This is a genomic window from Mesorhizobium silamurunense (assembly GCF_014843905.1).
Classification (GTDB): Bacteria; Pseudomonadota; Alphaproteobacteria; order Rhizobiales; family Rhizobiaceae; genus Mesorhizobium; species Mesorhizobium silamurunense.
The window spans coordinates 89,961-103,744 of sequence record NZ_LPVS01000081.1 but is presented as its reverse complement, the minus strand read 5'-3'; the positions used below and the strand labels follow the sequence as shown (position 1 = coordinate 103,744).

The 13,784-nt window shown below is 64.5% G+C and carries 13 protein-coding genes; 11 read left to right on the top strand and 2 right to left on the bottom strand.

The window, feature by feature from the left end; all coding sequences use genetic code 11:
- Window positions 1-58: 58 nt before the first annotated feature.
- Window positions 59-691, bottom strand: coding sequence for an HAD family hydrolase (locus AU465_RS23555; RefSeq protein WP_192253697.1), 633 nt, complete (start codon window positions 689-691; stop codon window positions 59-61).
- Between the two features lie 204 nt (window positions 692-895).
- Between AU465_RS23555 and AU465_RS23550 the strand changes: the two genes are divergently transcribed.
- Window positions 896-1,855 carry a sugar-binding transcriptional regulator gene (locus AU465_RS23550; protein WP_192253695.1) on the top strand — a complete coding sequence of 320 codons (960 nt, stop codon included), beginning with the start codon at window positions 896-898 and terminating at the stop codon, window positions 1,853-1,855.
- Window positions 1,856-1,895: 40 nt separating this feature from the next.
- Here AU465_RS23550 and AU465_RS23545 read toward each other — a convergent pair whose 3' ends face one another.
- Entirely contained in the window at window positions 1,896-2,081 is a 186-nt protein-coding gene (locus AU465_RS23545) for a hypothetical protein (RefSeq protein WP_192253693.1), read from the bottom strand.
- A 110-nt stretch (window positions 2,082-2,191) separates the two neighbouring features.
- On the opposite strand from AU465_RS23545, the gene AU465_RS23540 reads away from it, so the two are divergent.
- The 10 genes from AU465_RS23540 (at window position 2,192) to AU465_RS23495 (ending at window position 13,751) form a co-directional block, all read left to right on the top strand.
- A complete protein-coding gene (locus tag AU465_RS23540) occupies window positions 2,192-3,100 on the top strand; it encodes a LysR substrate-binding domain-containing protein (RefSeq protein ID WP_192253691.1) in 909 nt (302 codons plus the stop codon).
- 170 nt (window positions 3,101-3,270) lie between these two features.
- A complete protein-coding gene (locus tag AU465_RS23535; RefSeq protein ID WP_192253689.1) occupies window positions 3,271-4,581 on the top strand; it encodes an ABC transporter substrate-binding protein in 1,311 nt (436 codons plus the stop codon).
- Between the two features lie 140 nt (window positions 4,582-4,721).
- Entirely contained in the window at window positions 4,722-5,594 is an 873-nt protein-coding gene (locus AU465_RS23530; RefSeq protein WP_192253688.1) for a carbohydrate ABC transporter permease, read from the top strand.
- Between the two features lie 11 nt (window positions 5,595-5,605).
- On the top strand, window positions 5,606-6,430 hold the full coding sequence (locus AU465_RS23525) for a carbohydrate ABC transporter permease (RefSeq protein ID WP_192253686.1): 825 nt from the start codon (window positions 5,606-5,608) through the stop codon (window positions 6,428-6,430).
- 36 nt (window positions 6,431-6,466) lie between these two features.
- Window positions 6,467-7,471 carry an ABC transporter ATP-binding protein gene (locus AU465_RS23520; RefSeq protein ID WP_192253684.1) on the top strand — a complete coding sequence of 335 codons (1,005 nt, stop codon included), beginning with the start codon at window positions 6,467-6,469 and terminating at the stop codon, window positions 7,469-7,471.
- The gene (locus AU465_RS23515; RefSeq protein ID WP_192253682.1) at window positions 7,468-8,238 is read left to right on the top strand and encodes an L-iditol 2-dehydrogenase; all 771 of its coding nucleotides are present in this window, start codon (window positions 7,468-7,470) and stop codon (window positions 8,236-8,238) included. The genes AU465_RS23520 and AU465_RS23515 overlap by 4 nt, the downstream gene beginning before the upstream one ends.
- Before the next feature lie 190 nt (window positions 8,239-8,428).
- On the top strand, window positions 8,429-9,907 hold the full coding sequence (locus AU465_RS23510; protein WP_192253680.1) for a mannitol dehydrogenase family protein: 1,479 nt from the start codon (window positions 8,429-8,431) through the stop codon (window positions 9,905-9,907).
- Between the two features lie 20 nt (window positions 9,908-9,927).
- Window positions 9,928-10,611: an HAD family hydrolase gene (locus AU465_RS23505; RefSeq protein ID WP_192253678.1), complete on the top strand. Its 684-nt coding sequence runs from the start codon at window positions 9,928-9,930 to the stop codon at window positions 10,609-10,611.
- On the top strand, window positions 10,608-12,194 hold the full coding sequence (locus tag AU465_RS23500) for an FGGY-family carbohydrate kinase (protein ID WP_192253676.1): 1,587 nt from the start codon (window positions 10,608-10,610) through the stop codon (window positions 12,192-12,194). Before AU465_RS23505 ends, AU465_RS23500 begins: the two co-directional genes overlap by 4 nt.
- 153 nt (window positions 12,195-12,347) lie before the next feature.
- Window positions 12,348-13,751 (top strand): MATE family efflux transporter, encoded by a 1,404-nt coding sequence (locus AU465_RS23495; protein WP_192253674.1) that lies wholly within the window; start codon window positions 12,348-12,350, stop codon window positions 13,749-13,751.
- Window positions 13,752-13,784 lie beyond the last annotated feature (33 nt).

Below are 13,784 nucleotides of genomic sequence, written 5' to 3'. Positions count from 1 at the left end.
ACGGGGAGAAGGTGCCGGTAGGCGGATGAGGGGCAGCGCCAACGCCCGGAAAGTTTGTTCAGAGCCCCAACTGCGCCCGCAGCTCATCGGCGCTGTTGATCACGATAGCGCCGGGCGGTCCTTCCATCGGCGCTTCCGGCCAGAAGATCGTCTTCATGCCCGCGGCCAGTCCGGCCATGGCGCCGGTGCGGCTGTCGTCGACCGCGACCGCGTGGGCCGGATCGACGCCGGCGAGATAGGCGGCGCGCAGGAAGGGTTCCGCATGCGGCTTGCCTTGGCGCACGTCGTTGCGGCTCACCGTGTGCATGCCGGGATAGACGAGACCGACCGCGCCGAGATTGGCGTCGACGATCAGCCGGTCGGAATTGGACACCACCGCCTGCTCGACCCCCAGCGCCCGCAATTCGTTGAACACCTCGATCGCGCCCGGGCGCGGCCTCAGCGTCTCGGCCATCGGCAGGTAGTGGTCGTATTTGCGCACGATCCAGTCGTCGAAGGGCAGGGCGAGGCCGAACTGGTCGCGCAGCATCTCGTAGACCGGCCATGCCGCGACGCCAAGCACCCGTTCGTGGAGGTCGGTCGGCGGCGCTATGCCCACACTGCGCAACGCGGCCACAAGTGCTGCCTCATGCAGCGGCTCGCTGTCGACGAGCGTTCCGTCCATATCCCAGAAAACCGCTTTCGGCGTCATGCAAGGCTCCTTTTGCCGATCCCCTTAATCGGTTTCCCGGCCGAGATAAACCGTCCGTCCGGCAAATGGTCGATGCAAGGGCGAATTGGTCCGTTCGTGGTTGCTGCACGCCGCAAGCAATTGCCCTTTCAATTGACAATTGCGCATAACCGCTTTCGCTGTAATCTAGAGCGCCCGCCAAAGCGCGGGCTGGGGAGGCAGGATGTGAACTCGCGACAGGAAACCGGCAGCACCAGGTTGGACGACGCCGCGCGCGCCGGCTGGCTCTACTATGTTGCCGGCAACACGCAAGATCAGATCGCCGCCAAGCTCGGCATTTCCAGGCAGACGGCGCAGCGGCTCGTGTCGCTGGCGATGTCGGAGGGCCTGATCAAGGTCCGCGTCGATCATCCGATCGCCAATTGCCTCGACCTTGCCGCGCGGCTGAAGTCGCGCTTCGCGCTCGACCTGGTGGAAGTTGTGCCGAGCGACCCGACCTCGTCCTCGACGACGACCGGTGTTGCCGAGGCGGCCGCGGCCGAGATCGAACGGCGGCTGCGTTCGGCGACCCCCATCGTCATGGCGATCGGCACCGGGCGCACGCTGAAGGCGGCGATCGAGCAGCTGCCGCCGATGGAGTGCCCGCAGCACAAGGTCGTGTCCTTGACCGGCAATATCTCGCCCGACGGCTCGGCCGCCTTCTACAACGTCATCTTCACCATGGCCGACCGCGTCAAGGCGCGGTCCTTCCCGATGCCGCTGCCGGTCATCGCCTCCTCGCCGGAAGAGCGCGACATGCTGCTCAGCCAGCCGATGATCCAGCCGACGCTGGCGCTTGCCGCGGAGGCCGACGTCACCTTCGTCGGCATCGGCGATCTCGGCCCGAAGGCGCCGCTTTACGAGGACGGCTTCATTTCGGAAGGGGAGCTCAAGGCTCTGCAGAAGGCCGGCGGCGTCGCCGAGATCGTCGGCTGGGTGTTCGACCGCGAGGGCCGCATGATCGAAGGCATCACCAACGACCGCGTGTCGTCCGCCGCCTTGCCGTCGCGCGAGAAATCGCTGGTCATCGCGCTGGCCATGGGCGAGCGCAAGCTGCCGGGCATCCTCGCCGCCGTGAACCGGCGGCTGGTCAACGGCCTCATCACCGATGAGCGGACGGCCGAAGCCCTGCTTGCCGGCGCATGATCTGAGCCGAGCAATTCACGCGACCGATAAAAGGAGCCGGCTATTGCGAGCGGCCGCGCGGATCGTTACCGTCGAGAAATCCCATGTCGCGCTGAAGGTGTTCCGACAATTCCCGCACATCGATAAAGCCGCGCTTGCGGCTGGCGAACAATGAAAATTCACGCGCCAGCAGCGAAATCCAACTGCGTGCCGGGGTCGAAACGATTTTTTCCTGCATCGTGGTCATGATCGTCAGCCTTCGCCATGCTTGAACTGGATTGATCGTCGACCCCAAATATCGGGTTGGCAGCTTCACGCTTCCAATTAAACCTCGATCATGACCCATAAGGAGGTTTTATGCCCGATCTGAGCTCCCCGCAGCTCGCGCCGCTACCGCCACTGCAGGCGATCCGGGTGTTCGAAGCCGTGGCCCGGCATCTCTCCTTCACCAGGGCAGCGCAGGAACTCGGCATGACCCAGGCCGCCGCCAGCTACCAGATCAAGCTGCTCGAGGAGCGCATCGGCGCGCCGTTGTTCCTGCGCCGTCCCAAGCAGATCGAACTGACCGAGCCCGGCCGGCGCCTGGCGCCCGCCGTCAGCGAGGCCTTTGCCATTCTGGGTCAGGCCTACGCCGCCGCGCGTGGCGGCGCCGACGGCTTGCTGTGCGTAACCACCGTGCTGACCTTTGCCTCGAACTGGCTGGCGCAGCATCTGGGCTCCTTCCAGCTTGCTCATCCAGCACTTGCCGTGCGGCTCGATACGTCGAGCCGCCTGACCGATTTCGCGCGCGAGGATGTCGATCTCGCCATCCGCTCTGGCGGCGGCAAATGGCCGGGCCTGGAGGCACACAAACTGCTCGACGCCGATTTCACACCGATGCTGAGCCCGAAGCTTGCGGCGAGCATTGGCGGCGTCAAGGAGCCGGCGGATCTTTTGCGATTGCCGATCCTTGATCCTGGCGATGTCTGGTGGGCGCAATGGTTCGAGGCCGCCGGTGTCGCTGGGCACGACCTCGCCAAGCGGCCGGGCTCCAGCATGGGCGCGCAGGCCTACGAGGCGAACGCCGCCATGGCCGGCCACGGCGTGGCGATCCTGACCAGGGCGCTGTTCAAGAACGAGCTTGCCGACGGCAGGCTGATCCAGCCCTTCGATCTCGTCGGCGATGACGGCCATGCCTACTGGCTGGTCTATCCCACGGCCCGGCGCAACGTGCCGAAGATACGTGCCTTCCGCGACTGGATCCTCGCCGAGATCGCCTGCCAGTAACCGGACGAGACAACCAACCTCCGAGCCGGATCTTCGCCGCGCTGCCCTGCCGGGCGCGGTATCGTTTTGTGCTGCGCTGCAGCATCGATTCCGGCTTGACATAATTCACATTTAGTGAGTAATTGCCCACAGCCAAGGCAAATGCTCATCTTGGTTTTAGGGAGGAATTGATGAAACTTCGCACGCTCACCCTGGGCCTGTTGTCGGCCAGCGCCCTTGCGCTCGCCGCGCATGCCGAATCCATCACCATCGCCACGGTCAACAATGGCGACATGGTCCGCATGCAGAAGCTGACGGACGACTTCACCAAGGCTAACCCCGACATCCAGCTCAACTGGGTCACGCTTGAAGAGAACGTGCTGCGCGAGCGCGTCACCACCGACATCGCCACCAAGGGCGGCCAGTACGACGTGATGACCATCGGCACCTACGAGGTCCCGATCTGGGCCAAGCAGAGCTGGCTCTTGCCGCTCGACAAGCTCGGCGACGATTACGACGTCAAGGACATCATCCCGGCCATCGCCGGCGGTCTCTCGGTCGACGGCAAGCTCTATGCCGCGCCCTTCTACGGCGAAAGCTCCTTCGTCATGTACCGCAAGGATCTGATGGAGAAGGCCGGCCTCAAGATGCCCGATGCGCCGACCTGGGACTTCATCAAGCAGGCCGCCGACAAGATGACCGACCGCGCCAATGGCGTGAACGGCGTGTGCCTGCGCGGCAAGGCCGGCTGGGGCGAGAACATGGCCTTCCTCACCGCCATGTCGAACTCCTTCGGCGCCCGCTGGTTCGACGAGAACTGGAAGCCGCAGTTCGATCAGCCGGAATGGAAGAACACACTGCAGTTCTATGTCGACCTGATGAAGGCCGACGGTCCGGAAGGCGCTTCGTCCAACGGCTTCAACGAGAACCTGGCGCTGTTTCAGCAGGGCAAGTGCGGCATGTGGATCGACGCCACCGTCGCCGCTTCCTTCGTCTCGGACCCGAAGGCCTCGAAGGTCGCCGACAAGGTCGGCTATGCGTTGGCGCCGGACACCGGCCTCGGCAAGCGCGGCAACTGGCTGTGGGCCTGGTCGCTCGCTGTCCCCGCCGGCACCAAGAAGGCGGACGCCGCCGAGAAGTTCGTGTCCTGGGCCACCAGCAAGCACTATGCTGAACTGGTCGCCTCGAAGGAAGGCTGGGCCAACGTTCCGCCCGGAACGCGCACCTCGCTCTACAACAATCCGGAGTACCAGAAGGCAGCGCCCTTCGCAAAGATGACGCTGGACTCCATCAACGCTGCCGACCCGACGCATCCGACCGTCAAGCCGGTGCCCTATGTCGGCGTGCAGTTTGTGGCCATTCCTGAATTCCAGGGCCTCGGCACCACCGTCGGCCAGCTCTTCTCCGCCGCTCTTGCCGGCCAGTCGAGCGTCGACGACGCGCTGAAGCAGGCCCAGGACGCCGCCACCGCGGCGATGACGGAAGGCGGCTACATCAAGTAAGGCTCCTCCCGGTGCCGAACGCCGGAAGCGCATCATGACCGGCATTGGCCGCCCGAAACCCAGTTCGGGCGGCCACCTTCACAATCAGGAAAATTGTGGCACGACTCTAAGATCCGGCTGACATTTGGAGGGTGACCATCATGGCTACTCAGCAAACCCGTTCGCTCGCCCGTTTCATGATGGCGCCGTCGGTGATCCTGCTGTTCATTTGGATGATCGTGCCGCTGGCCTTCACCCTGTGGTTCTCGTTCCAGCAGTACAATCCGCTGAACCCGATCCGCGACGGCTTCGTCGGCTTCTCCAACTACGCGCTGTTCTATTCCAACCCGGCCTTCCTGCAGTCGATCCTCAACACGCTCGCCATCGTGGTCAGCGTGCTGGTCATCACCGTGATCGGCGGCATCCTCTTGGCCATGCTTCTCGACCAGCCGATCTGGGGTCAGGGGATCGTTCGCATCCTCGTCATCTCGCCCTTCTTCGTCATGCCGCCGGTGGCAGCGCTTGTCTGGAAGAACATGATCATGCACCCGCAATACGGCGTCTTCGCCGATATTGCCCGCTTCTTCGGTGTCAATCCCATTGACTGGTTCGGCCAGCATCCGCTGACCGCGGTCATCCTCATTGTCGCCTGGCAGTGGCTGCCCTTCGCGACGCTGATCCTGCTCACCTCCCTGCAGTCGCTTGACGGCGAGCAGAAGGAGGCGGCCGAGATGGACGGCGCCGGCTTCCTCAGCCGCTTCATCTACCTGACGCTGCCGCACATGTCGCGCGCCATCACCGTCGTCATCCTGATCCAGACGATCTTCCTGCTCTCGGTCTATGCCGAAATCCTGGTCACCACCAATGGCGGCCCCGGCTACGCCTCCACCAACCTGCCCTTCCTCGTCTACCAGAAGGCGCTTTTGGAATTCAAAATCGGCCAGGCGTCCGCCGGCGGCATCATCGCCGTCATTCTCGCCAACATCGTTGCCTTCTTCGTCATGCGCGCCGTCGGCAAGAACCTGGACAAGTAAGGGAGGATAAGATGGCACGCGCAGTCACCACACAGCACAAGACGATCGCCACGGCCGCGGCCTGGATCGTCGCCCTGCTGATCTTCTTCCCGATCCTCTACACGATCATCACCTCCTTCAAGTCGGAGCAGGAGGCGATCCAGGGCTTCGCTCTGATCCCGTCGGGCACCACCGAAAGCTATTCGGAAGTGCAGGCGCAGAGCGGCTATTTCAAGTTCTTCCTGAACTCGGTGATCCTGTCGGTGGGCTCGACCGTTCTGGCGCTGCTGATCGCGGTACCGGCGGCATGGTCGATGGCCTTCTCGCCGACCAAGCGGACCAAGGACATCCTGATGTGGATGCTCTCCACCAAGATGATGCCGGCCGTCGCGGTGCTGTTCCCAATCTACCTGATCTTCCGCGACACCGGCCTGCTCGACAGCCGCATCGGCCTGACGGTGATGCTGATGCTGATCAACCTGCCGATCGTGGTCTGGATGCTCTACACCTATTTCCGCGAGATCCCGGGTGAGATCCTCGAAGCGGCGCGCATGGACGGCGCCTCGCTGTGGAACGAGATCATCTATGTGCTGACGCCGATGGCGGTCCCGGGCATCGCCTCGACCATGCTCTTGAACATCATCCTGGCCTGGAACGAGGCGTTCTGGACGATCCGTCTGACCACCACCGACGCAGCGCCGCTGACGGCCTTCATCAGTTCCTTCTCCAGCCCGCAAGGTTTGTTCTGGGCCAAGCTCTCGGCGGCCTCGACGCTGGCGATCGCGCCGATCCTGATCATGGGCTGGTTCAGCCAGAAGCAGCTGGTGCGCGGCCTGACCTTTGGCGCCGTGAAATAAGCGCCGGAAGCGGCGGACGAAATCCGGGAGGAAACCATGGGAAACATCACACTCAAGAACGTCTCCAAGTCCTTCGGGTCGACGACGATCATTCCGAACATCGACCTCAATATCGAGGACGGCGAGTTCGTCGTGTTCGTCGGCCCGTCGGGTTGCGGCAAGTCCACGCTGCTCAGGCTGATCGCGGGTCTCGAGGATACCAGCGGCGGCACCATCAGCATCGATGGCCGCGACGTCACCCGCGAGGCGCCGGCCAAGCGCAAGCTCGCCATGGTCTTCCAGTCCTACGCGCTCTACCCGCATATGACGGTCGCCAAGAACATCGCCTTCCCGCTGAAGATGGCGGGCGAGGACCAGGCGACCATTGACAAGAAGGTGAAGGACGCGGCGCGTATCTTGAACCTCACCAACTATCTCGAGCGTCGTCCCGGCCAGCTCTCGGGCGGGCAGCGCCAGCGCGTCGCCATCGGCCGCGCCATCGTGCGCCAGCCTTCGGCCTTCCTGTTCGACGAGCCGCTGTCGAACCTCGACGCAGCCCTTCGCGGCACCATGCGGCTGGAGATCAGCGAGCTGCATCATCAGCTGAAGACGACGATGGTCTACGTCACCCACGACCAGGTCGAGGCCATGACCATGGCCGACAAGATCGTCGTGCTCAACGCCGGCAACATCGAGCAGGTCGGCTCGCCGATGGAGCTCTACAAGACACCGAAAAACCTGTTCGTAGCCGGCTTCATCGGCTCGCCTAAGATGAACCTCATCGAGGGCGCGCCGGCTGCCAAATATGGTGCCAAGACCATCGGCATCCGGCCCGAGCATATCAACATCTCGACCACGGCCGGCGACTGGAAGGCGACGGTGGGCGTTGCCGAGCATCTCGGCTCCGACACCTTCCTGCATGTCCAGACGGACGGCATCGGCACGGTCAATGTGCGCGCCGACGGCGAGGTCGCCGTGAAGCACGGCGACACCGTCTATCTGACGCCCGACAAGTCCAAGCTCCATCGCTTCGGCGCCGACGGCAAGGCGCTGGCACAGTGAGGCTCAAAGGCAAATCGGCGCTGATCACCGGATCGGCGCGCGGCATCGGCAGGGCCTTCGCCGAAGCCTATGTGCGCGAAGGTGCCACGGTGGCGATCGCCGATATCAACCTCGAAGCGGCGGAAGCCACCGCGAAGGCGATCGGTCCGGCCGCCCATGCGGTCCGGCTCGATGTCACCGATCGGGCCTCGATCGAGGCAGCGGTTAAGGCGGTCGAGGCCAAGGCCGGCGGCCTCGACATTCTGATCAACAACGCGGCCCTGTTCGACCTGGCGCCGATCGTCGAGATCAGCCGGGCGAGCTATGACAGGCTCTTCTCCGTCAATGTCGCCGGCACATTGTTCATGCTGCAGGCGGCTGCCCGCTCGATGATTGCGCGTGGCAAGGGCGGCAGGATCATCAATATGGCGAGCCAGGCCGGGCGCCGCGGCGAGGCGCTGGTCGCGGTCTACTGCGCCACCAAGGCCGCCGTCATCTCCCTCACCCAGTCGGCGGGGCTCGACCTGATCAAGCATCGCATCAACGTCAACGCCATCGCGCCGGGTGTCGTCGACGGCGAGCATTGGGACCACGTCGATTCGCTGTTTGCCAAATATGAGAACCGGCCGAAGGGCGAGAAGAAACGCCTGGTCGGCGAAAGCGTGCCTTACGGCCGCATGGGCAGGGCGGAGGATCTGACCGGCATGGCGGTTTTCCTCGCCAGCGACGAGGCCGAGTACATTGTCGCCCAGACCTACAACGTCGATGGCGGCCAATGGATGAGTTGAAGCGGATGAGTTGAGGGGGAAGGCGCGTCTCCCTTCCTCCGGGGAGGACGCGTCGCGGGGCAGGTGAGGGGCAGCTTACTGGCAAACCGGATGCCGCCCCTCACCGCTCGCCCCAAGCGGGTGAATTGGGCGTGGATCGGTGAATTGGGCGTGGATCGTTGGGCTGCATATCGGCCAAAGGGTAAGCAAGATGACCGTGAAACTCTCTTCCTCGAACCTCGCAAAGCTTCCTTCGAAGGTTTCCGGTCCGAAATACGATCGCGCCGCGCTGAAGGCCGGCATCGTACATTTCGGCGTCGGCAACTTCCATCGCTCGCACCAGGCAGTCTATCTCGACGACCTGTTCAATTCCGGCCTCGGCCACGACTGGGCGCTGATCGGCGCCGGCGTGTTCGAGGGGGAGAAGGCCGGCCGCGCCATGCTCGAGGCGCAGGACTGGCTGACCACCGTAGTCGAGCAGGACCAGGGCCATATGAGCGCCCGCGTCACCGGTGCCATGATCGATTTCCTGACGCCCGGCGATGCGGCCGCGATCATCGAGCGGCTCGCCGACCCGGCGATCAAGATCGTGTCGCTGACCATCACCGAAGGCGGCTATTTCATCGACCCGGCCTCGGGCAAGTTCAACCCGGCCCACCCGGATATTGTGGCCGATGCTCAGCCGGGCGCCGCGCCGAATACCGTCTTCGGCATCATCCTTGCCGGGCTGGTGCGCCGGCGCGCCGACGGCATCGTGCCCTTCACCGTCATGTCCTGCGACAACATCCCCCACAACGGCCACGTCACCTCCGACGGCGTTATCGGCCTTGCCCGGCTGATCGACGAGAATCTGGCCGACTGGGTGAGGGACAACGTCGCCTTCCCGAACGGCATGGTCGACCGCATCACGCCGGCCACCACCGACCGCGAGCGCGGCATCCTGGCGAATGATTTCGGGCTGGAGGACAACTGGCCGGTCTTCTGCGAGCCGTTCAAGCAATGGGTGCTGGAGGACCATTTCACCGCCGGCCGGCCGCCGCTTGAAAATGCCGGCGTGCAGTTCGTCAGGGATGTCTCGCCTTATGAGCTGATGAAGATCCGCATCCTCAATGGCGGCCATGCGACCATCGCCTATCCGGCCGGCTTGATGGACATCCATTTCGTCCATGAGGCCATGCAAGAGCCGCTGGTGCGCAGCTTCCTCGCCAAGCTTGAACGGGACGAGATCATCCCGACTGTGCCGCCGGTGCCGGACACGGTGTTGGAGGACTACTACCAGCTCATCGAGCGTCGCTTTTCCAATCCGAAGATCGGCGACACCATTCGCAGGCTCTGCCTCGACGGCTCCAACCGGCAGCCGAAATTCATCATCCCGACCATTGCCGACCGGCTGAAGGCGGGCAAGAGCGTCGCGGGGCTGGCGCTGGAATCGGCGCTCTGGTGCCGCTACTGCTTCGGCACCACCGACAGCGGCGCCGTCATCGAGCCCAACGATCCGAACTGGGACCGGATGCAGGCGACCGCCAAGGCGGCGAAGAACGCGCCCGGCGCCTGGCTTGCCATGGACGACATCTATGGCGATGTCGGCCGCTCGTCCGTTTTCGCGCAAGCCTTTGCCCATGCGCTCGATGTGCTCTGGGCAAACGGCGCGCGCGAAACCTTGACGCGCTATCTCGCTGGCAAGCTCTGAAGGCACCGGAAGCCGATTGGATGACGCCCGAACTGGTCATCTTCGACTGTGACGGCGTGCTGGTCGATAGCGAGGCGCTCTCGGTCTCTGCGCTGCTCGGCATGATCGAGCTCGCCGGCGGCACAGTCAGCGAAGATGCCGCCTACGAGCACTTCCTCGGCAAGAGCATGAAGAGCGTGCGCGAGATTCTCGGCCGCGATTTCGGGCTGGAGATCAGCGATCAGCATCTCACCGCCATGCGCGTCGACCTGATGCGCAAGTTCCGCGAGGAGTTGAAGCCGATCCCCGGCATCAAGGAGATCCTGCCAAGGCTTGGCCTGCCCTATTGCGTCGCCTCTTCCGGCACGCTGGAGCGCATCCGCTACGCGCTCGACGTCACCGGCCTGCTGGGCTTGCTGGAGCCGCATCTGTTCAGCGCAGCCATGGTGACGCGCGGCAAACCCGCGCCGGACCTGTTCCTCCATGCCGCCGACATCATGCGCGCCAAACCGCGCAAATGCCTGGTCATCGAGGACAGCCCCGCCGGCATCGCCGCGGCGCGGGCGGCGGGCATGCGCGTCTTTGCCTTCACCGGCGGATCGCATGCCGACAACCCGGCGCTCAAGGCGCGGCTTGCGTCGACCGAACCGGACTTTATATTCGCTGACATGCTGCAATTGCCCGATCTGATTGCAGGCCTGGGAGCGAGAGTAAAAGCATCTTGACGACAAGTTTCGTTTGCGCGGTCGATGTCGGCACCGGGAGCGCCCGCGCGGGCATTCTCGACTCGCATGGCAATCTGCTCGGTCGCGCCGAACGGCCGATCGCCATGCAGCAGCCCAGGCCCGATCACGCCGAGCACGATTCGGAAAATATCTGGTCGGCCGTCTGTGCCGCCGTGCGTGCCGCGCGCGAGAAAGCCGGCGCCGCCGCCACGGATATCGTCGGCATCTCTTTCGACGCCACCTGCTCGCTTGTAGTGCGAAACAGGCAGGGTGGCCAGCTCAGTATCTCCGTTACCGGCGAAAAGCGGTGGGACACCATCGTCTGGCTCGATCACCGCGCCATCGCCGAAGCCGACGAATGCACGAGAAGCGGACATGCCGTGCTCGACTATATCGGTGGCGTGATGTCGCCGGAGATGGAAACGCCAAAGCTGATGTGGCTGAAGCGCAACCTGCCGGGGACATGGAACGAAGCCGGCTATCTGTTCGATCTCGCCGATTTCCTAACCTGGAAGGCGACCGGCTCGCTCGCCCGCTCGCAATGCACGCTGACCGCCAAATGGACCTATCTGGCGCATGAAAAGACGGGCTGGCGGCGCGATTTCTTCGAGCTCGTCGGCCTCGGCGACCTCTTCGAGCACGGCAATCTCCCAGAAAAAGCGAGCCCAGTCGGCGCCGATATCGGCCCGCTGACCACGCAAGCGGCTGCTGATCTGGGCCTGACTGAGAAATGTCGCGTCGGGGCCGGGGTCATCGACGCCTATGCCGGCGCGCTCGGTGTTCTGGGCGGCTTTGCCGGCGATGAGACGGACATCAGCCGGCACCTGGCGCTGATAGCCGGCACCTCGTCCTGCGTCATGGCGATGTCCCGGGATCCGCAGCCTTTCGCCGGCGTCTGGGGCCCTTACTATGGCGCTGCACTGCCGAAGCTATGGCTGTCGGAAGGCGGCCAGTCGGCGACCGGCGCGCTGCTCGACCACATCATCCGCTGGCATGGCGCCGGCGGCGAGCCGGATGCCGCGATGCATGCCAGGATCGCCAGGCGCGTCGCCGAACTGCGCGCCGCGGAGGGCGATGCGCTGGCGGCGCGGCTGCATGTGCTGCCCGATTTCCACGGCAACCGCTCGCCGCTCGCCGACCCGCATGCGGTCGGTGTGGTCAGCGGGCTGACGCTCGATTCCTCCTTCGACAGCCTGTGCAAGCTCTATTGGCGCACCGCCGTCGGCATCGCGCTTGGCGTGCGCCATGTGCTGGAGGCGCTCAACGAGAACGGCTATCTGATCGACACGCTGCATGTCACAGGCGGCCACACCAAGAACCCGCTTTTGATGGAGCTCTATGCCGACGCCACCGGCTGCACGGTCATCGAGCCGCTGGCCGACGAGGCGGTGCTGCTCGGCACCGGCATGGTGGCCGCGACAGCCGCCGGGCTTTACCCCGATCTGAACACGGCCTGCGTGGCCATGCAGCAGGGCGGCAAGACGCGAGCCTCGAACCCGGCCGCCGGCGCCCGCTTTGACCACGACTATCGCGTCTTCCTCGAGATGCACCGGCAGCGGCGGGCGCTCGACGCGATCGCCTGACGTCCCGGCCACTGGATCAATGACTGGCCGTTCCTCCTCCCTTGCCAACATGTCGCATTTCGTTCAATAGACGGCGCAAACGGCGCCATTTTGCGCCGTTAAAGTGCGGCTTCCGGGCCTGGTCCCGACGCGCCGCGGTCTGAAGAGCGGAAAATGTCTGCGATCGAAGCCGGCGCTCGCGCGCCGGAAAATCTTTGGCGTCAGGAAATCAGGGCGACATTGTCGCTTGCCTGGCCGATGGTGCTCACCAATCTCGGCCAGACCGCCATGACCGCGACCGACGTCATGATGATGGGCCGGCTTGGGCCCGACACGCTGGCCGCCGGCGCGCTCGGCTCCAACCTCTATTTCATGCCGCTGATCTTCGGCCTCGGCTTGATGCTGGCGACCTCGCCGATGATGGCGACGGAACTCGGCCGCCGCCGCCATTCGGTGCGCGACCTGCGCCGCACCGTGCGCCAGGGCCTGTGGCTGGCGGTTCTCGTCTCGATCCCGATCTGGCTGTTCCTCTGGCATGGCGAAGCGGTGCTTCTGGCCATGGGCCAGAAGCCGGAGCTTGCGCATCAGGCCGGCATCTATCTGCGCTGGCTGCAATGGGCGGTGCTGCCCTTCTACGGCTATATCGTGCTGCGCTCCTTCATCTCGGCGCTGGAGCGGCCGGGCTGGGCGCTGATCATCGTCTTCGTGGCGGTTGCCTGCAACGCCTTCTTCAACTGGGTGTTCATGTTCGGCAATCTCGGCGTGTCGGCCATGGGCATTGCCGGCTCGGGGCTCGCCACCTCGCTTTCGAGCACGCTGATGTTCGTTGGCCTGGCGGCCGTGGTCGTGCTGGAGAGAAAATTCCGGCGCTATCGCCTGTTCGGCCGCTTCTGGCGGTCCGACTGGCCGCGCTTCCGCGGCCTGCTGAGGCTCGGCCTGCCGATCGCCGGCATCCTCGCCTTCGAGGTGACGATCTTCAACGCGGCAGCATTGCTGATGGGCCTGATCGATGCGGATTCGCTGGCCGCGCACGCGATCGCCATCCAGATCGCCTCGATCTCCTTCATGGTGCCGCTCGGCCTCAACCAGGCGGTGACCGTGCGCGTCGGCCTGGCGCACGGCGCCGGCAATCCGGAAGGCGTTTCGCGCGCCGGCTGGACCGCCTTTGTCATCGGCGTCTCGTTCATGGCGCTGATGGGGCTGGTGATGATTCTGTGGCCGCATCTTTTGATCAGCGCCTTCATCGATCTCGCCGATCCCGCCAATGCCAGGGTGATCACGCTTGCCGTGTCGTTCCTGGTGTTTGCAGCGCTTTTCCAGATTTTCGACGGCGCGCAGGCGGTGGCTGCCGGCATGCTGCGCGGCCTGCACGACACCAAGGTGCCGATGATCTATGCCGCGATCGGCTATTGGGGCGTCGGCCTGCCGCTCGGCGTGCTGCTCGCCTTCCATTTCGGCTTCAACGGCGTCGGCATCTGGATCGGCCTGGCGTCGGGATTGGCCGTGGTGGCGGCGCTTCTGCTCGCGCGCTGGCTGCGGCGCGACCGCATCGCGCCGGTGCTGTCGTTCAGTCACTGAGAAGGACCGCTGGTCGACCGGCGGTCTATTTCA